A 17,988-nucleotide genomic window follows, 5' to 3' on the forward strand; every position below is an offset into this window, starting at 1 on the left:
ATTTAGGATCCAAAATGGCCGTTGTTTCCACTGCCTCCCCCGGCACCCGTCCGGGCATTGTTCTTTTCGCGCTTGCCATGGGGGGCTTTGCGATCGGGACGGCAGAATTCGCGACCATGTCGCTTTTGCCTTACATTGCAAACGGGTTGGAGATCGGCGAGGCCAAGGCCAGCCATCTCGTGTCCGCCTACGCGCTTGGCGTTGTGGCAGGGGCGCCGTTGATCGCCATTGCCGCGGCGCGGATCGAGCGGCGGCGGTTGTTGATCGGTCTTATGATGATGTTCTGTGTCACCCATATCATTTCTGCTGTTGCGCCGACCTATGCGCTGATGTGGGTGGCGCGCTTTCTGAGCGGGATGCCGCATGGCGCTTATTTCGGAGTTGCAGCTCTGCTCGCGGCCTCACTCGCCGGACCGGGCCAACGCGGTAAGGCGGTGGCGAAGCTGATGCTTGGGCTGACCATTGCGACCGTGATCGGTGTGCCGATGGCGAACGTCCTCGGCCAGACCGTGGGCTGGCGTTGGGCTTTTGCGCTGGTCGGAGCTCTGGCGGCGCTGACAGCGATTTTGATTACGATCTTCGCGCCGAAGTCGGAAAGTGGCTCTGGCTCGCATGCGCTGCGTGAACTTGGCGCGCTGCGCAATCGTCAGGTGCTTTTGACCTTGCTGAGCGGGTCCATTGGCTTTGGGGGCTTCTTTGCCTTCTATACCTATATGACCTCCAGCCTGTTGGAGGTGACGCAGGTGCGCGAAAGCACCGTGCCCTATTTCTTGATGTTGATCGGGGTTGGCATGACGCTCGGCACGCTGATCGCCGGTTGGGCTGCGGACAAAGCGCTGAATTTGGCTGTGTTCGTGACGCTTTTCGTCAATATCGCACTGTTCATGATCTACCCGCTTGTCGCAGGACAGCAGGCCCCGATGATCGCAATCGTGCTGTCCATTGGCCTCGCAAATGGCTTGCCGATCATGTTGCAGACCCGTCTGATGGATGTGGCGCGTGATGCGCAGGCGCTGGCCGCTGCGCTCCACCATGCGGCGTTCAACGTCGCCAATGCGCTCGGGCCGTTCATTGCGTCGATCTTCATCGCAAAGGGCTACGGGTTTACCTCCTCCGGCTACGTCGGGGCGGCGCTCACCCTTGGCGGGGTGATCCTCTATGCGATCACGCTTTGGGACTATCGGCGGAACTGGCGTTACTGACCTTCGGCCAGCAGCGCTTTGAGGCCGGATTTGTAGTCAGGATAGATCAGCTTCACGCCAAGTTCCTGTTTCATCCGGTCGTTCCGCACCTTTTTGCTTTCGGCATAAAAGCTGCGCGCCATGGGCGTCATTTCTGCCGTCTCGAAGTCTTCTTCGGGCGGCAAGGGCAGTCCGAGAAGATCGGCGGCATAGCCGATCACCTCTTGCGGTGGGACAGCGAGATCGTCGCAAACATTATAAATTCCGCTGGATTCGGGTCTATTTATCGAGGCTTCAACCACCTGTGCGATGTCTTCGACATGGATGCGGGAGAAGACCTGTCCCGGTTTGACGATCCTCCGCGCGGTGCCTGACCGCACCTTGGCAAAGGGGCCACGCCCCGGCCCGTAGATGCCCGCGAGGCGAAAGATCGACAGGTTGAGACCCAAGTCCTGCGCAATCTCCTGCCATGCGGCTTCGGCCTTCATCCGCGCGATGCCGCGTTTGGTGGCGGGGGTGAGCGGCGTGTCCTCATCGACCCAGCCGCCGACATGATCGCCATAGACGCCTGTGGTGGAGAGATAGCCGACCCATTTCAGGTTCGGCGCCGCTTGGATCAGCTCGTCGCGAAAACTGCGCAGGAAAGGATCGCCCTCCGCATCCGGACCCGCTGAGATCAGGAGATGGGTTGCGCCGCCAAGGGCGGGGGGCAGGTCATCTTTTCCAAGCAGAACGGGCGTCACGCCGGTTTTGTCAAATTCCCGTGCCTTTTCGGCGTTACGGGTGGTGCCAACGACCTCCCAGCCTTTCGGTAGGAGGCGGCGGGCCAGCGCTTGAGCGCTATAGCCATGGCCAAAGGAAAACAGCCTGTATCCTGTCATGTCTTACTCCTGCCCGCCGGGCTCTTGCGTCCGTGCCGGACATGGTCTCAACTGACACAAACGGCTCGCGTCCGAAAGGCCGTGCGCCGAGTGCTGATAAAAGGAATATAAGAATGGACAGCCGTTTGACGAGCCTGATGCTTGAAACCCCGCCGGAACAGGACGCTCGGAGTTTTTCCGACCCGGCGGCTGCGGTCAGCTATCTTGAAGAGCTCTATACGGAAGCCTGCACCTTCCTCGCCGAGAAATTCTCCATGATTGCACAAGGGGGCAAACCCACGGCGCGCTATCGGGCCTATTACCCGGAGATTCGCGTGGTCACGACGTCGCACGCCACGATGGACAGTCGCTTGTCCTTTGGCCATGTGGCCGGGCCGGGGGAGTATTCGACGACGATCACGCGGCCGGACCTGTTTCGCAATTACCTCAAGCAACAGATCACCCAGATCGTGCGCAACCACGGGGTGCAGGTGCAGATCGGGATTTCGGAAACCCCGATGCCGGTGCATTTCGCGGTGGCCAATGACGAAAACATCACGGTGCCACAGGAGGGCGCGATGGCCTTTCCGCTGCGCGACGTGTTCGACGTGCCCGATCTGAGCACGACCCATGATGATATCGTGAATGGCTTTGGCTATCTGCATGGGGACGGCTCCTCGGCCCTGGCCCCGTTCACGGCGCAGCGGATCGATTATTCGCTGGCCCGCCTGTCGCATTACACCGCGACAGACGCCTGTCATTTCCAGAACCATGTGTTGTTCACCAACTACCAGTTCTATGTCTCTGAGTTCGAGGCCTATGCCCGCAAGATGCTGGCCGACCCAGACAGCGGGTATACGAGCTTCGTGTCCACCGGGAATGTCGAGATCACCGACGTAGATACGGTCATCCCGCCCACCGCGAAGACACCGCAGATGCCGACCTATCACCTCAAACGCGCCGATGGGGCGGGGATCACTTTGGTCAATATCGGGGTGGGGCCGTCGAACGCGAAAACCGCGACGGATCACATCGCGGTGCTGCGCCCGCATGCCTGGATCATGGTCGGGCATTGCGCTGGCCTGCGCAATTCCCAGCGGCTCGGCGATTTCGTTCTGGCGCATGCTTACCTGCGCGAAGATCACGTGCTGGATGACGATCTGCCGGTCTGGGTGCCGATCCCGGCACTGGCGGAGATTCAAACCTCGCTCGAAGATGCGGTGGAGCAGGTCACCGAACTTGAAGGCTATGAGCTTAAACGGATCATGCGGACGGGGACGGTGGCGACCATCGACAACCGCAACTGGGAGCTTCGGGACCAATCCGGCCCGGTGCAGCGGCTCAGCCAATCGCGGGCCATCGGCCTCGACATGGAAAGCGCCACCATCGCGGCGAACGGCTTCCGGTTCCGAGTGCCTTATGGGACGCTTTTGTGCGTGTCCGACAAGCCGCTTCATGGGGAGTTGAAATTGCCGGGGATGGCCTCGGAGTTCTATAAATCGCAGGTGTCGCGGCATTTGCTGATCGGGATCCGGGCGATGGAACTGCTGCGCGAAATGCCGATTGAACGCATCCATAGCCGGAAATTGCGCTCCTTTGAGGAGACAGCCTTCCTCTGATTCAGTCTTTTTCGACCAAAATGCGCGAAAAACCCCAGTATAGTTACACTAGCCGTTGTACGCCCCCGCAATATTCGCTTAGAAATGCGCAATAACCCCCTAATCCAAGGGGGGCGTACGAGGAGTATACAGACAATGACGAAGCCGATGACCAAGACCCAGCTGGTGGCTGCTCTGGCCGAAGAAATGGGCACCGACAAGAAATCCGCGGCGACCGCTCTGGAAGCGATCACCGGGATCATCACCAAGGAAGTTTCCGCTGGTGGTGCCGTGACCCTGCCGGGCGTTGGCAAAATCTACTGCCGTGAACGTCCGGAGCGTATGGTCCGCAACCCGCAGACCGGCGACCAGATGAAGAAAGAAGCCGACAAGGTCGTGAAAATGACCATCGCCAAAGCGCTGAAAGACAGCGTGAACGGCTGAACCGGCTTTCAGGTTTCGGAAAAAGGGTCGCTTTTGCGGCCCTTTTTTCATGTTTGAAGAATGGTTTCAGACCACGAGAAACAGCACGATGTTGAGTGTGCTGAACGCCCCCAGCGTGTTGATCAGGAGGAGAGAGACGTCAGCGCGCCGCGCCCGACTTCTTGCGGGCCTAAAGCGTTTCTACTTAAACCTGAATCAGGGTTTGAGCAGAAACGCGGAGCAACGTCCAAGCGGAGCGGGCGTTTCGACTTTATGTGATAGATCAAGTTAAAGTCGAAACGCTTTAGGGCGGCGATGGCCATGGTCGGAAGCACGCCTTTGGTCACTGTCACGTATCCGATGGCGACCATGGCTAAGATCGGAAAGATGATTCCGAAAATGGTGAGGACGTCAGCCAATTTTACCGCGAAGCCCGTCGCCGATTTGCCCACGATGCAGCAGCAGGTGATCGAGCAGGACACAGGCCATCATGGCCTCGCCCACGGGAACGGCGCGGATGCCGACACAGGGATCATGGCGGCCTTTGGTGATCAGGTCGGTATCTTCACCGGCTTTCGTGACGGTTTTGCGCGGGGTGAGGATCGAAGAGGTCGGTTTCACGGCGAAACGCACGACCACATCCTGCCCGGTGGAAATCCCGCCAAGGATGCCACCGGCATGGTTCGAGCCGTATTCGGGTCCATTTGGCCCCATCCGCATCTCGTCGGCATTCTCTTCGCCGGTGAGGCAGGCCGCGTTCATGCCCTCGCCGATCTCAACGCCTTTCACGGCGTTGATCGACATCATCGCAGCGGCCAAATCAGTGTCTAACTTGGCGTAAATCGGTGCACCAAGCCCGGCGGGCAGGCCTTTGGCGACCACTTCCACCACGGCGCCGACCGAAGAGCCATTCTTGCGAATGTCTCCGAGATAGTCGGCCCATTTGTCAGCGGTCTCTGCCGAGGGCACCCAGAACGGGTTGTTGTCGATCTCCGCCATATCGCGCGGACCTTCGATGCCGTGCGGGCCGATCTGGGTCATGTAACCTTTGATCTCCAGACCCGGCACCAAATCGGCCAGAACCGCGCGGGCAATGCCGCCCGCCGCGACCCGTGCCGCTGTTTCCCGCGCAGAAGAACGTCCGCCACCACGATAATCACGGATGCCGTATTTCTGGTAATAGGTGATATCGGCGTGTCCGGGGCGGAACGCCTGCGCGATCTCGCCGTAATCTTTCGAGCGTTGATCCGTGTTGCGGATCATCAGCTGGATCGGTGTGCCGGTGGTCTTGCCCTCGAACACGCCAGACAGAATTTCCACCTGATCCGGCTCGCGCCGCTGGGTGGTGAATTTCGATGTGCCCGGCTTGCGCTTGTCGAGCCAGACCTGAAGCATGTCTTCATTGATTTCGATGCCCGGCGGACAGCCGTCCACGGTCGCGCCAAGAGCGGGCCCGTGGCTTTCGCCCCAGGTCGTGAAACGGAACAGATGTCCAAAGGTGTTCATGCTCATGTGCGGCGTCTCCTTAGATCGCATTGAGGTTTAACGCCTTCGGAGAGGTTCGAAAAGAGCGGGTCTTGTGTCTTTCTGAATTCACGCTAAGTTGGGCGCCACCTCGGGGTGCCCGTGCTTGTCACGGCTGAGATGCGACAGCGAACCCGTTGAACCTGAACCGGCTAACACCGGCGGAGGGAAGGTATCAGCGCTCAGAGCTGCCCTTTTTCTTCGCCCATATTGTATGGAGCGAACCATGAAACATGGTCTGACCCTTGCGGCAATCCTTGCCGCATCCGCTGCTTCGGCAGAGCCATTCACCATCTATGCCCCCGATTATTTCGCTTCTGAATGGGGGCCGGGCCCTGCGATCAAAGAGGCTTTCGAGGCGGAATGTGAGTGCGAGATTGAATATGTCACCGGCGATCTGCTGCCCCGGCTGATGCTTGAGGGGGAGCGGACCAAGGCGGATGTCGCCATCGGTTTCAATTCCGACGTGACCAAGAAGGCACGCGAAACCGGGCTTTTTGCGCCTCATGGGCTGGATTTGTCTCCTTTGACCCTGCCGATCGACTGGACGGATGACACGTTCCTGCCGTTCAACTGGTCCTACACGGCCTTCATCTATGACAACACGAAGATCGAGAACCCGCCGCAGTCCTTTCATGAGCTGGTGAACTCCGACGAGGATTGGAGCATCGCCATTCAAGACCCGCGCACCTCGATCTCGGGTCTCGCGCTGGTGCTTTGGGGCAAGGAAGTCTTTGGGGATGACGCGCCAGAAGCATGGGCCAAGCTCGCGCCGAAAGTCACCACCGTGACCAAGGGTTGGTCGGAGGCGTATGGTCTCTTCACCGATGGCGAAGTGGACATGGTTCTGTCCTACACGACCTCGCCCGCCTATCACATCATCGCTGAAGACGATGACACGAAATCGGCGGCGCTGTTCGATGAGGGCCACTATTTCATGGTCGAATCCGCCGCAAAACTGAAAACCACGGATCAGCCGGAGCTCGCAGACGAATTCATGGCCTTCATCCTGTCGCCGACCTTCCAAAATATCATTCCGACCGCAAACTGGTCCTATCCGGCGGCCCTGCCGAAAGATCAGTGGCCGGAGGTCATGGCCGATCTGAACTATCCGGAAAAGGCGATTTTCCTGAACGAGGACGAGGCCGACGCGCTTCGTGATGAGGCCATCGCCGAATGGCGCACCGCGTTTTCTCAATAACGCTCTGGCCGGGGCTCATTGCGGCGGCTTTGGTCGCAGCGTTGAGCTTTGGCACATTGGGGGCCGTCGCGGTCCGGGCGGAGAGTTTCTCCGCCCTGTCCCATTTCGACTGGCTCGCGGTGCGGTTCACCGTCGTGCAGGCGCTCCTGTCCGCGCTGCTCTCCGTGCTCTTCGCCATTCCCGCCGCCCGCGCCCTTGCGCGCCGCAGCTTTCCGGGGCGGGGGCTTTTGATCACGCTTCTGGGTGCGCCTTTTATCCTCCCGACCATTGTGGCGATCCTTGGCCTCACGGCTGTGTTCGGCAAGTCGGGTTTCGTCTCTATTATGCTGATTTGGGCTGGATTAGAGCCTATTTCGATCTACGGCTTTCACGGTGTCGTGCTGGCCCATGTGTTCTTCAACCTGCCTTTGGCGACCCGACTTTTGTTGCAAGGTTGGGGCGCGATTCCGGCGGAGCGGTTTCGCTTGGCGAGCTCTTTGCACTTCGCCCCCAAGGATGTGTTTCGCCATATCGAAGCACCGATGCTGCGCGAGATTATCCCCGGTGCTTTCACGGTGATCTTTCTGATCTGCACCACCTCCTTCGCGGTGGCCCTGACATTTGGCGGCGGACCGAAAGCGACCACGGTGGAGCTCGCGATATACGAGGCGTTTCGCTACGATTTCAACCTTGGCAAAGCCTCGCTTCTTGCGCTTATCCAAGTGCTGATCTGCGCGCTGGCCGTCGCCGCCTCGCTCAAGTTTCGCGTGCCGCAAATGGGCTCGGGGGGGCTGAATCGTGTCGTTCAGCGCTTTGATGCGCGAACTCTGCCGGCCCGTACCCTCGATCTCTTTTGGATCCTTGTCGTCAGTCTGTTCCTCTTGGCCCCGCTTCTGGCCATCGCTCTGCGCGGGGCGGCGGGGATTACTGATCTGCCTGCCTCGGTCTGGCAAGCAGCGCTGCGGTCGCTGATCACTGCGCTTGGCTCTGCCGCTCTGGCGATCCTCATGTCGCTCGCGCTGGCACTCTCCGCGCTGCGCTGGCGGGGGCTGGAGATCATCGGCATGTCCTCCATCGCCGCCTCTCCGCTGGTGATGGGGACGGGGCTTTATATCGTGCTTTTTGCCTTGACCGATCCCGCCGACTGGGCTTTGCCGATCACAGCTTTGGTCAATGCGGTGATGTCGATGCCCTTCATCTTGCGCGCCTTGGGGCCCGCGCTGGCGGGGGCCGAGCGAGACTATGGGCGATTGTCCAATAGTCTTGGAATGACCGGATTGAGCCGGATTAGGCTCGTATTCCTCCCGCGTTTGCGCGTGGCAATGGGGTTTTCTGCCGGTCTCGCCGCGGCTCTCTCGATGGGCGATCTGGGGGTGATCACCTTGTTCGCGCGTCCGGATGCCGCCACATTGCCGTTGCAGATTTATCGCCTCATGGGGTCATACCGTATGGATCAGGCTATGGGGGCGGCTTTGCTGCTTTTGGGGCTGAGCTTGGCTCTGTTTTATATCTTTGATCTCTGGGGGAAGCGCCGTGCTTGAGCTTCAATCCATTCGTCTCACACAGGGGGATTTCACCCTGTCCGCCGACTTCGTGATCCCGAAAGGGGCGCGCGTTGCGGTGATCGGACCGTCGGGGGCTGGCAAGTCGACGCTTTTGTCGTTGATTGGCGGCTTCGAGGTCCCGGATGAAGGGCGGCTGCTTTGGGCGGGCAAAGACCTGACCAAGGCCTTGCCGCATGCCCGTCCGATCTCGCATTTGTTTCAGGACAACAATCTGTTTGCCCATATGACGGCGGCGGAGAATGTCGGGCTGGGAATACGGACCAACCTGCGCCTGAGCAAAGCGGAGCGGTCTCGTGTCACTGAAGCGCTGAAGGCCGTGGGCCTGTCCGGGATGGACGCGCGGCGTCCTGCGGAGCTGTCAGGGGGCCAGCAGAGCCGGGTGGCGCTGGCGCGGGTGCTGGTGCAGGAAAAGCCTCTGATCCTGCTGGACGAGCCGTTTTCGGCGCTTGGACCGGCGATGCGGGGCGAGATGATCGGTTTGGCGAAGGATGTGAGCGACAGGCTCGGTGCAACCATGTTGATGGTCACCCATGACATCGCCGATGTGGACCGCTTCGCCGATCTGGTGATCTGGGTAGAGGAGGGGGCCTGTCAGCCGCCGCAGAGTTGGGCGGAGATGAAGGCGGACCCGCCGCAAGGTCTCAAAGATTACATCGGCACATGAAAAAGCGCCCCGAAATGGGGCGCTTTCTTTTTGGAGCGGGGCGAAGGTCAGAGATTGACCTTTTTGCCTTTATGCGGCGCCCAGAGCTTTTTGTTCGACAGGAACAGAAGCGAGGTCAGGACCACGAGGAAGCCAACGGCAAGGAAGCCGGCTTTCTTGCGGGCCATCATCTTCGGTTCCGCTGCCCACATCAGGAAGGCGGCGACGTCTTCGGCCTCATGGTGCAGCTCGTTGGAGTGACCGTCGGCAAATTCGACGTCCTCACCGTAGAGCGGCGGGGCCATGGCGATCCAACCGGTCGAGAAGGCGGTGTTCTCGTAATAGGTGGTGCCCGCTTCGACTTTCTCCTCGCCGGTGTAGCCGGTGAGAATGGCGACGATGTATTCCGGGCCACCGATCCCTTTGAGGAATTGGTTGATCCCGGTGCCTGCCGGACCGTGGAAGCCCGCACGGGCCTTCGCCATGAGCGAGAGGTCCGGTGCGTTTTGAGATTCGTTGGCCGGGAAGTGGTCGTTCTCGGTCAGCGGACGCGCAGCGCCTTCGTCATAGTCGAAGAGATGCATGTTCGCGGCTTCGTCATTCACCGGGTACTCGGCCGCATAGGCGCGGACCTGATCCTCGGGGAGCTGCGGGCCGCCTTCATCCGCGAGGGTGCGGATCGGCACGAATTTCATGCCGTGGCACGCGGTGCAGACTTCGGTGAAAACCTGCAGACCGCGCTGAAGCTGCATCTGGTCGTATTTGCCGAAGGGGCCTTCAAACGAGAAGTCCACATCGTGGATGTGCCCACCGCCACCTGCGGCCATGGCGGCCGAGGCGGAGAGACCCAGAGCGGTGAGGGCGGAGAGGGTGAGGTTCTTGATCATTGTCCCTGTTTCCTTTCTCACTCGGCCGGCTCTTTGGCGGCGGACGGGTAGTGAGCGATGAAGTCGTCTTCAATCGTCGCCGGCATCGGCAGCGGTTTCTCGATCACACCGAGCAGCGGCAAGATCACGAAGAAATAGCCGAACCAGTAGGCGGAGCCGATCAGAGCGAAGCCCGGAGCGGACATGCCGATGGTGTTGTCGAAATCGGCGCCGGAGAGCGCGTGCATGAAGACCGGATGGCCATCGAGCACGCCGATCATGATCAGGTCAGTGCCTTGCGCCCCGGCCCAAGTCAGGCCGAAGAAGAAAAACACCAGAAGCCAATAGGCGACCTTGAACATCGGGCGGTACTTGCCGGAGCGCACCGAGGAGGTGTCGGTCCAAGGCACCAGAGCCATGGCGATGATCGCGCCGAACATGGCGAGCACGCCGAAGAACTTCGCATCGACGATGCCGCCGGTGATGAAGCTGACGACCTGAACGAGCCAGACATCTGCGGTGAAGGCCCGCAGGATTGCGTAGAACGGCAGGAAGTACCATTCAGGCACGATGTGCGCCGGGGTCGAGAGCGGGTTTGCTTCGATGTAGTTGTCCGGGTGGCCAAGGTAGTTCGGCATAAAGCCGACGATGGCGAAGAAGGCGATCAGGACGACGCCGAGGGCGAAGAGATCCTTGATCACGAAATACGGCCAGAACGGCAGCGTGTCTTTCTCGGCTTCGGCTTTCGAGCCTTTGCGCACATCGATACCCGCCGGGTTGTTGTTGCCGGTGTGGTGGAAGGCCCAGATGTGGACGATCACCAGACCTGCGATCACGAAGGGCAGGAGATAGTGCAGCGAGAAGAAGCGGTTCAGCGTGGCGTTGTCCACGGCCGGTCCGCCCAGAAGCCAGGTCTGGATCGGTTCGCCGATCCACGGGATCGCACCGAACAGGCCGGTGATCACGGTCGCGCCCCAGAAGGACATCTGACCCCAAGGCAGAACATAGCCCATGAAGCCTGTGGCCATCATCAGGAGGTAGATGATCATGCCGATGATCCATGTGATCTCGCGCGGGGCTTTATAGGAGCCATAGTAGAGGCCGCGGAAGATGTGCAGATACACAGCAAAGAAGAACAGCGATGCGCCGTTGGCGTGCAGGTAGCGGAGCATATGCCCGCCGTTCACGTCACGCATGATATGTTCGACGGAGGCGAAGGCCAGATCGACATGCGGCGTGTAATGCATCACCAAAACGATGCCGGTGACGATTTGAAGCCCGAGGCAGAAGGCGAGGACGATGCCCCAAATCCACATCCAGTTCAGGTTCTTTGGGGTGGGAATCATCAGTGTGTCGTAGATGAGGCCGATGATCGGAAGGCGGTTGTTGATCGCCTTTTCAATCCCGGTTTTCGGCTCATAGTGGTCGTGCGGAATACCAGACATAAGTTCCTCCCTTAGCCCAGAATGATCTCGGTTTCGCCGTCAAACGCGGCGATCGGAACCGGAAGGTTTCTGGGAGCCGGTCCTTTGCGGATGCGTCCGGCAGTGTCGTAGTGCGAGCCGTGGCACGGGCAGAACCAGCCGCCGAAGTCCCCGGCGCCATCGCCCAGCGGCACACAGCCGAGGTGGGTACAAACGCCCATCATGACGAGCCATTCGCCCGCTTCGTCCAGCGTGCGGTTCTCGTCGGACGCGTCGGCGTCCGGAGCGATGTTTTCGTTTTCCGCGTTCGGATCCACGAGTTCATCCATGGTCACCGCTCGGCCTGCGTCGATCTCTTCCTGCGTACGGCGACGGATAAATACCGGCTTGCCGCGCCATTTCACGGTGAGCTGGGTCCCGACTTCGACGCCGCTGATGTCAACGCGGATCGAGGAAAGAGCTTTAACGTCGGCGGACGGATTCATCTGGTTGACCAGAGGCCAGACTGCTGCACCTGCGGCAACTGCACCTGCGCCACCCGTGGCGTAGTACAGGAAATCGCGACGGGTGCCTTCGTGTTCTTCTACGTGGGACACTGCAATTCTCCAATTTCTCAAGCCGGTCCTCCCGGCCTATGCTTGAGAGGCGGCAGTTTCCTGCCGCCCTCTGCAGGCTCGTTTTTAACGAGCGGAGATGCATGCGTCTAGCATTCAATGAATTGTGAACGCGGGCGATCTGTCGCGGCTATGGTCATTCTGAGGTGTCTAAGATATATCTCTGAATCACCTATATCCGCTCGCGATGTGGATAATGTCACTCAGCGGGAAAAATGACAGGCGCCTCCGTGGCTTGCCATTTCGGGTGTTTTTCCATGATCGAGGTGAAGCGCACTGAGGCCAGGAAGGCTTCGAGCCAGCGTTGCACGCCGGGCCAGTCTTCGGCATCGAACCAGTCTTTGTCCACCATCGCGAACTGCCGCACGAAGGTCAGGGTCGCGAGATCGGCCAAACTCGGGCGCTCCCCATAGAGCCACGCGCTGCGCTGCAATGTCGCATCAACGGGTCGCAGGATTGCGGCGGCTTTTTCGCGCTCGTGGCTCGGATCGGCCTCCGGGAAGCGGGTGTCGTATTTGTAGCGGTCCAGCGCGGTTTTGAACGGCCCTTCGATCTGGGCGATCCAGTCCTCCCCCTCAGGCGGCATATCAAGCAAGCCTTCGGGGTCATTTTGCGCCAAGGCCCAGTCCATGATCTCCCGGCTTTCCTCGATCACGTCGGTCTCTGTGATCAACACCGGTACCGTGCCTTTCGGCGAGGCGGTCAGCATCTCTTGCGGTTTGTCCCGCAGCACCACTTCGCGCAACTCAACGGTCAGACCCGCCGAGGCAATCGCCAGCCGCGCCCGCATTGCATAGGGGCAGCGGCGGAAAGAATAGAGAATAGGCCTCATGCTGTAAGCTGCGTGCCCTTCATGCCGGTGATCACAGCTTTCAGAATCGCACCTTCGTCTTGCGCGGTCTCAAAACTCACCTCGGTGAATTGCTCTGTCCGGCCCATATGCGGGTTTTCCATCAGAATCATGTGCTCCCGCCCGACCTGCGCTTGCAGATGCTTTTGCACCTGCAGGTCGCCAATCGCGCGCAGCCGTGCGGCGCGCTCGCGGATCACCTTGCCATTGACCTGACGCGGGATTTTCGCGGCGGGGGTGCCTTCGCGTTTCGAATAGGGGAAGACATGCAGCCATGTCAGGTTGCAATCCGTCACAAGTTTCAGAGAATTCTCGAACTGCGCCTCGGTCTCCGTCGGGAAGCCCGCAATAATGTCAGCGCCAAAGGTCATCTCTGGCCGCAGCTTGCGCGCCTCTTCACAGAACCGGATCGCATCGTCGCGCAGGTGCCGCCGTGCCATGCGCTTCAGGATCAGGTCATCGCCATGCTGCAAGGACAGGTGCAGATGCGGCATGAGACGCGGCTCCGTCGCGATCGCCTGCATCAGCATCTCGTCGGCTTCGATGGAATCAATCGAGGAGATTCGCAGGCGGGGCAGGTCCGGCACAAGTTTCAGGATGCGCATCACCAGATCACCAAGACGCGGCGTGGCCGGAAGGTCGGCCCCCCAGCTCGTCAGGTCCACCCCGGTGAGCACGACCTCGTTGAAGCCCTTGTCCACAAGCCGCTTGATCTGATCGACCACGACACCGGCGGGCACGGAGCGCGAATTGCCCCGGCCATAAGGAATAATGCAGAAGGTGCAGCGGTGATCACAGCCGTTCTGGACCTGCACATAGGCGCGGTGCCGTCCGAAGCCATCAATGAGATGCCCGGCGGTTTCCGTCACGGACATGATGTCGTTGACCTGCACGCGCTCCGTGTCGCCGATGAAATTCGGCCCCATGCTTTGCCAAGTTTCGGGCTGCATCTTTTCCGTGTTGCCGATCACAAGATCGACTTCGCTCATCGTGGCGAAGGTTTCCGGCTCGGTCTGGGCCGCACATCCGGTGACGATAATCTTTGCTTCCGGGTTCTCGCGGCGCAGTTTGCGAATCTCTTGCCGAGCCTTGCGCACAGCCTCCGCCGTCACCGCACAGGTGTTCACGACCACAGCGTTCTCGACCCCGTTGGCTTCGGCCAGTTCCTTCATCGCCTCTGTTTCATAGGCGTTGAGGCGACAGCCGAGCGTCGCAAAAATCGGTGGATTGGCGGACATCAGACGCGCTCCAGAAAAGACGTGTCGAAATCCGCCTGAAATACGAGTTGCGTCGGCCCGGTCATCCAGACGCCGTCGTCACGCCAATCCAGCGTGAGCCAGCCGCCATCGACTTCCATCCTGACTTTTTTGTCCGTCAGGCCGCGCACAGAGGCCGCCACTGCCGTTGCACAAGCGCCGGAGCCGCAAGCCAGAGTGATTCCCGTGCCGCGTTCCCAGACCCGCATGCGGATCTCGTCGCGTGACCGCACTTCAGCGAATTCGACATTGGTGCGTTTCGGGAAAAGCGGGTCATACTCCACCTGTTTGCCCCAGCCCGCGACGTCTACCCCCTTGATGTCATCGACAAAAAACACCGCATGAGGATTACCCATGCCCACCGCGACGGGCGTGCCGTCGAGCGGCAGGAAATCTGTATCGACCGGATGCGACAATGGCACCTCGTCCCACATGCGCTGCGGGTGGCCCATATTGACGGAGACCTCTTCGCCCGCGCGCCGCGCGATCAGAACCCCGCGTTCGGTGCGAATGGTCACTTCGTCTTTGCCGGTCTCGTCCAGCATCAACCGCCCGACACAGCGTGTGGCATTGCCGCAAGCGCCCGCGCGCGAGCCGTCCGAGTTCCAGAAGTCCAGATCAATATCGGCCGCGTCCGAACTGCGGATCTCCGCGAGCTGATCGAACCCTACGCCGCGATGACGGTCCCCGACCGCGCGTGCAAGTTCCGGCGTGACGATTGCGTCGCGCCCCCGTGAATCGATGATCACGAAGTCATTGCCCAGCCCATGCATTTTCAGAAAGGGCAGGCGGGAAGAAGTGTCTGAATCCTGTCGCATGGCGGGCATATAAACCTTGTGAGAACCTTTTCCAAGAAAATCTCAGTTTTCTGCTTGACGCTCCTGACCCACACCAGTAAACCCCGCCGCACAGCCGATGAGGCTGAAGAGAGTGGGCCGTTAGCTCAGTTGGTAGAGCAACTGACTTTTAATCAGTGGGTCGCAGGTTCGAATCCTGCACGGCTCACCACTTTCACCGAAACATGCGTTTTGTCGGAGTTTGGCAATCTGCCATTTCGCGGCTTTCCGCTTGCGTTGATGGACGCCTTTCCGCGCGCGGCGTATGCTTTGCGTGTGTTGTTTGGAGAGAGTGCCATGTTCCTCAGAGAATCAGTTTTCCTTTGCGCTTTGCTATCGGCGCTTCCTGTTTTTGCCGGGGAGACGCCGTTCGGGTTTTCGACTGAGCTACGTTGCGACGATGTCAGTGGCCATGTCGGATTCGCGGAGGGCGCAGCGATTCTCCAGGTTGGCTCGGAAGTCTCCCTTTTGCATCAAGCCCCAGCGGCCTCCGGTGCGCGTTATGAGAGCGAGGCCGGGGATCTCGTCTTTTGGATCAAGGGCGATGAGGCGCTTTTTTCCTCCGATGAGGGCGAGCAGACCTGCGCATTGATCTCTGATCCGTCCACATGGACCGCACGCGGCAATGAGCCGGGCTGGCGGATCGACGTCGAGGATGGAAAGCTTGCCGCATCGCTCGACTATGGCGAGATCGCCCTTGAGAAAAACCTGCCCGATGCGCGGTTGTTCGATGGGGCTTTGTGGTATGATTGGCCGGATTTGTCTCTGTTTCTGCGGCCAAGCCTGTGCCGCGATGACATGACGGGAATGACCTACCCAGAGAGTGTGACGCTGAAATACGGTGGCAAGATGCTGCGCGGCTGCGCGGGTGATGCGCTGGATGTTCTGAGTGGCCCGGAGTGGCACATCGAAGACATTGAGGGCGCCGGGATCATTGATGCGAGCCGTGTGACGCTGGCGATCTCTAAGGAGGCGCGTGTCTCAGGTTCGGCCAGTTGCAATCGCTACATGGGCGCGCTGGAGCTTGGTCCTGAGGGGTTGTCGTTCGGTTCGTTGGCCTCGACAAAGATGATGTGCCCGGAGGCGCTTATGACGCAGGAAGGGCGCTATCTCGCGGCGCTCGCCTCAGTTGACTGGTTCGAGATCGATGAGACTGGCGCGCTCGTTCTTTACGCCTCTGGCGCTCCCGTGATCACGGCGCGCCGTTAATGAAAAAAAACGCCGCCCCGGATGGAGCGGCATTCTTTGATTTTGGCTGGATTCGTCTCTTATTTTTCGCTGTCCGGCAGGATGCGCACCCCGCCTTTGTCGGCGGAAGAGGCGAACATCGCATAGGCTTTGAGCGCGGTGGAGACGGCGCGCGGGCGCGGTGCGGCGGGTTTCCACGGCAGCGGGCCTTTCGCTTCGCGGCGCGTGGCCAGAGTGGCGTCGTCCACAGCCAGATTGATCGTCCGGTTCGGGATGTCGATTTCGACCGTATCGCCGGTTTCCACCAGACCGATCAAGCCACCTTCAGCCGCCTCGGGAGAGGCGTGGCCGATGGAGAGGCCCGAGGTGCCGCCAGAGAACCGCCCATCGGTCAGAAGGGCGCATTTCTTACCCAGACCTTTGGATTTCAAATAGGACGTCGGGTAGAGCATTTCCTGCATCCCCGGACCGCCTTGCGGGCCTTCATAGCGGATGATGACGACCTCACCGGCCTGCACTTCGCGGGTCAGAACGCCGTTCACCGCATCGTCTTGGGATTCGTACACCCGCGCCGTGCCGGTGAATTTCAGGATGCTTTCATCCACACCCGCGGTTTTCACGATACAGCCACGCTCGGCGATGTTGCCGAACAGAACCGCCAGACCGCCGTCTTTCGAGAAGGCATGTTCGACAGAGCGGATCACGCCGTTCTCACGGTCGGTGTCCAGCTCTTTGTAACGGTTCTCGGTGGAGAACGCCTGCGTCGTGCGCACGCCGCCGGGGGCCGCTTTGAACAGACTTTCGGCTTCGGGGTTGTTTGCGACTTTGATGTCCCATTTGGCGATCGCTGCGCCCATGGTGTCGCTGTGCACGGTGCGCGCATCGCCGTGGAGCAGGCCGCCACGTTGCATTTCGCCGAGAATGGAGAAGATGCCGCCAGCGCGGTGAACGTCTTCCATATGGACGTTGTGAATGTTCGGCGCGACCTTGCAGAGGCAGGGCACTTTGCGCGACAGGCGGTCGATGTCCGTCATGGTGAAATCCACCTCGCCCTCATGGGCAATCGCCAGAAGGTGCAGCACCGTGTTGGTCGACCCGCCCATGGCGATGTCGAGGGACATGGCGTTCTCGAATGCCTCAAACGTCGCGATCTCGCGCGGGAGGTAGCCCGGAAGCTCCTCTTCGTAGTGTTTCTTGGTGATCTCGACGATCTTGCGACCTGCTTCGAGGAAGAGGTTCTTGCGATCCGCGTGGGTCGCCAGCGTCGAGCCGTTGCCCGGCAGCGCCAGACCCAGCGCTTCCGCCAGACAGTTCATCGAGTTTGCGGTGAACATACCGGAGCAGGAGCCACAGGTCGGACAGGCGTTCTGTTCAAACGCGTCCACCTGTGCGTCGGTGTATTGATCATCGGCAGCTGCGACCATCGCGTCCACGAGGTCCACAGCGCGTTCCAGATCGTCGATCTTCACCTTACCGGCTTCCATCGGACCGCCGGAGACGAAGATCACCGGAATGTTGAGGCGCATCGCGGCCATCATCATGCCGGGGGTGATCTTGTCGCAGTTGGAGATGCAGACCATGGCGTCGGCGCAATGTGCGTTGACCATGTATTCCACAGAGTCCGCAATCACTTCGCGCGAGGGCAGGGAATAGAGCATCCCGTCATGGCCCATGGCGATGCCGTCATCCACGGCGATGGTGTTGAACTCTTTCGCCACACCACCGGCTTTCTCGATCTCGCGCGCGACCATCTGGCCAAGGTCCTTGAGGTGGACGTGGCCGGGCACGAATTGGGTGAAGGAGTTCACCACGGCGATGATCGGCTTGCCGAAGTCGCCATCTTTCATGCCGGTTGCGCGCCAAAGGCCGCGGGCACCGGCCATGTTGCGACCATGGGTGGAGCGACGGGATCTGTAATGTGGCATTTTGCTTTCTTTCCGCTACGTCTGGCTGCCCGCAAAGACGGGCTTTGACGCTCCT

General features: G+C 60.1%; 16 protein-coding genes, 1 tRNA gene and 1 riboswitch. Of the genes, 8 read left to right on the forward strand and 9 right to left on the reverse strand.

What is annotated here, in order from left to right; all coding sequences use genetic code 11:
* Window positions 1–14: 14 nt before the first annotated feature.
* Window positions 15–1,202, forward strand: a complete 1,188-nt coding sequence (locus ACYBHZ_RS04775; protein WP_460273054.1) for an MFS transporter — start codon at window positions 15–17, stop codon at window positions 1,200–1,202.
* Here the strand turns inward: ACYBHZ_RS04775 and ACYBHZ_RS04780 are convergent.
* A complete protein-coding gene (locus tag ACYBHZ_RS04780; protein WP_460273055.1) occupies window positions 1,196–2,062 on the reverse strand; it encodes an SDR family oxidoreductase in 867 nt (288 codons plus the stop codon). The two genes, ACYBHZ_RS04775 and ACYBHZ_RS04780, sit on opposite strands and share 7 nt — an antisense overlap.
* A gap of 113 nt (window positions 2,063–2,175) precedes the next feature.
* On the opposite strand from ACYBHZ_RS04780, the gene ACYBHZ_RS04785 reads away from it, so the two are divergent.
* Complete coding sequence (locus ACYBHZ_RS04785; RefSeq protein WP_460273056.1) at window positions 2,176–3,660, forward strand: AMP nucleosidase; 1,485 nt, start codon at window positions 2,176–2,178, stop codon at window positions 3,658–3,660.
* A gap of 135 nt (window positions 3,661–3,795) precedes the next feature.
* Window positions 3,796–4,083 carry an HU family DNA-binding protein gene (locus ACYBHZ_RS04790; protein ID WP_460273057.1) on the forward strand — a complete coding sequence of 96 codons (288 nt, stop codon included), beginning with the start codon at window positions 3,796–3,798 and terminating at the stop codon, window positions 4,081–4,083.
* Between the two features lie 390 nt (window positions 4,084–4,473).
* Here the strand turns inward: ACYBHZ_RS04790 and aroC are convergent, their stop codons facing one another.
* Window positions 4,474–5,574 (reverse strand): chorismate synthase, encoded by a 1,101-nt coding sequence (gene aroC, locus ACYBHZ_RS04795; RefSeq protein WP_460273058.1) that lies wholly within the window; start codon window positions 5,572–5,574, stop codon window positions 4,474–4,476.
* 94 nt (window positions 5,575–5,668) lie between these two features.
* A riboswitch (TPP riboswitch) is annotated at window positions 5,669–5,773 on the forward strand.
* Window positions 5,774–5,812: 39 nt separating this feature from the next.
* Between aroC and thiB the strand changes: the two genes are divergently transcribed.
* Genes thiB through ACYBHZ_RS04810 form a run of 3 tightly spaced genes read left to right on the forward strand, consistent with a single transcriptional unit; the run spans window position 5,813 to window position 8,995 of the window.
* Window positions 5,813–6,787 carry a thiamine ABC transporter substrate binding subunit gene (thiB, locus tag ACYBHZ_RS04800; RefSeq protein ID WP_460273059.1) on the forward strand — a complete coding sequence of 325 codons (975 nt, stop codon included), beginning with the start codon at window positions 5,813–5,815 and terminating at the stop codon, window positions 6,785–6,787.
* Complete coding sequence (locus ACYBHZ_RS04805; RefSeq protein WP_460273060.1) at window positions 6,763–8,307, forward strand: ABC transporter permease family protein; 1,545 nt, start codon at window positions 6,763–6,765, stop codon at window positions 8,305–8,307. The genes thiB and ACYBHZ_RS04805 overlap by 25 nt, the downstream gene beginning before the upstream one ends.
* A complete protein-coding gene (locus tag ACYBHZ_RS04810; RefSeq protein ID WP_460273061.1) occupies window positions 8,300–8,995 on the forward strand; it encodes a thiamine ABC transporter ATP-binding protein in 696 nt (231 codons plus the stop codon). Before ACYBHZ_RS04805 ends, ACYBHZ_RS04810 begins: the two co-directional genes overlap by 8 nt.
* 47 nt (window positions 8,996–9,042) lie before the next feature.
* Here ACYBHZ_RS04810 and ACYBHZ_RS04815 read toward each other — a convergent pair whose 3' ends face one another.
* The 6 genes from ACYBHZ_RS04815 to dapF all read right to left on the reverse strand — a co-directional run bounded on the left by ACYBHZ_RS04815 (window position 9,043) and on the right by dapF (window position 14,802).
* On the reverse strand, window positions 9,043–9,861 hold the full coding sequence (locus tag ACYBHZ_RS04815; RefSeq protein ID WP_460273062.1) for a cytochrome c1: 819 nt from the start codon (window positions 9,859–9,861) through the stop codon (window positions 9,043–9,045).
* Window positions 9,862–9,878: 17 nt separating this feature from the next.
* A complete protein-coding gene (locus ACYBHZ_RS04820; protein ID WP_460273064.1) occupies window positions 9,879–11,285 on the reverse strand; it encodes a cytochrome b in 1,407 nt (468 codons plus the stop codon).
* Between the two features lie 11 nt (window positions 11,286–11,296).
* Entirely contained in the window at window positions 11,297–11,860 is a 564-nt protein-coding gene (gene petA, locus ACYBHZ_RS04825; protein ID WP_460273065.1) for a ubiquinol-cytochrome c reductase iron-sulfur subunit, read from the reverse strand.
* A 217-nt stretch (window positions 11,861–12,077) separates the two neighbouring features.
* Entirely contained in the window at window positions 12,078–12,710 is a 633-nt protein-coding gene (locus tag ACYBHZ_RS04830) for a glutathione S-transferase (protein ID WP_460273066.1), read from the reverse strand.
* Window positions 12,707–13,966 carry a tRNA (N(6)-L-threonylcarbamoyladenosine(37)-C(2))-methylthiotransferase MtaB gene (gene mtaB, locus ACYBHZ_RS04835; RefSeq protein WP_460273068.1) on the reverse strand — a complete coding sequence of 420 codons (1,260 nt, stop codon included), beginning with the start codon at window positions 13,964–13,966 and terminating at the stop codon, window positions 12,707–12,709. Before mtaB ends, ACYBHZ_RS04830 begins: the two co-directional genes overlap by 4 nt.
* Entirely contained in the window at window positions 13,966–14,802 is an 837-nt protein-coding gene (gene dapF, locus ACYBHZ_RS04840; protein ID WP_460273069.1) for a diaminopimelate epimerase, read from the reverse strand. The genes mtaB and dapF overlap by 1 nt, the downstream gene beginning before the upstream one ends.
* Before the next feature lie 114 nt (window positions 14,803–14,916).
* On the opposite strand from dapF, the gene ACYBHZ_RS04845 reads away from it, so the two are divergent.
* Window positions 14,917–14,992, forward strand: a tRNA-Lys gene (locus tag ACYBHZ_RS04845).
* Window positions 14,993–15,117: 125 nt separating this feature from the next.
* Window positions 15,118–16,029, forward strand: coding sequence for an META domain-containing protein (locus ACYBHZ_RS04850; protein WP_460273070.1), 912 nt, complete (start codon window positions 15,118–15,120; stop codon window positions 16,027–16,029).
* 59 nt (window positions 16,030–16,088) lie between these two features.
* On the opposite strand, the gene ilvD is transcribed toward ACYBHZ_RS04850, so the two are convergent.
* Complete coding sequence (gene ilvD / locus ACYBHZ_RS04855) at window positions 16,089–17,933, reverse strand: dihydroxy-acid dehydratase (RefSeq protein ID WP_460273071.1); 1,845 nt, start codon at window positions 17,931–17,933, stop codon at window positions 16,089–16,091.
* Between the last annotated feature and the right edge of the window lie 55 nt (window positions 17,934–17,988).

Source organism: Celeribacter sp. ULVN23_4 (assembly GCF_054788345.1).

Bases quoted from the DNA above. Each gene is read 5' to 3' on its own strand.
- ACYBHZ_RS04780 (WP_460273055.1), bottom strand. From the start codon at position 2,062: ATGACAGGATACAGGCTGTTTTCCTTTGGCCATGGCTATAGCGCTCAA.
- ACYBHZ_RS04820 (WP_460273064.1), bottom strand. From the start codon at position 11,285: ATGTCTGGTATTCCGCACGACCACTATGAGCCGAAAACCGGGATTGAA.
- ACYBHZ_RS04830 (WP_460273066.1), bottom strand. From the start codon at position 12,710: ATGAGGCCTATTCTCTATTCTTTCCGCCGCTGCCCCTATGCAATGCGG.
- ACYBHZ_RS04790 (WP_460273057.1), top strand. From the start codon at position 3,796: ATGACGAAGCCGATGACCAAGACCCAGCTGGTGGCTGCTCTGGCCGAA.
- ACYBHZ_RS04850 (WP_460273070.1), top strand. From the start codon at position 15,118: ATGTTCCTCAGAGAATCAGTTTTCCTTTGCGCTTTGCTATCGGCGCTT.
- ilvD (WP_460273071.1), bottom strand. From the start codon at position 17,933: ATGCCACATTACAGATCCCGTCGCTCCACCCATGGTCGCAACATGGCC.
- aroC (WP_460273058.1), bottom strand. From the start codon at position 5,574: ATGAGCATGAACACCTTTGGACATCTGTTCCGTTTCACGACCTGGGGC.
- ACYBHZ_RS04815 (WP_460273062.1), bottom strand. From the start codon at position 9,861: ATGATCAAGAACCTCACCCTCTCCGCCCTCACCGCTCTGGGTCTCTCC.
- ACYBHZ_RS04775 (WP_460273054.1), top strand. From the start codon at position 15: ATGGCCGTTGTTTCCACTGCCTCCCCCGGCACCCGTCCGGGCATTGTT.
- thiB (WP_460273059.1), top strand. From the start codon at position 5,813: ATGAAACATGGTCTGACCCTTGCGGCAATCCTTGCCGCATCCGCTGCT.
- mtaB (WP_460273068.1), bottom strand. From the start codon at position 13,966: ATGTCCGCCAATCCACCGATTTTTGCGACGCTCGGCTGTCGCCTCAAC.
- dapF (WP_460273069.1), bottom strand. From the start codon at position 14,802: ATGCGACAGGATTCAGACACTTCTTCCCGCCTGCCCTTTCTGAAAATG.
- ACYBHZ_RS04805 (WP_460273060.1), top strand. From the start codon at position 6,763: ATGGCGCACCGCGTTTTCTCAATAACGCTCTGGCCGGGGCTCATTGCG.
- ACYBHZ_RS04785 (WP_460273056.1), top strand. From the start codon at position 2,176: ATGGACAGCCGTTTGACGAGCCTGATGCTTGAAACCCCGCCGGAACAG.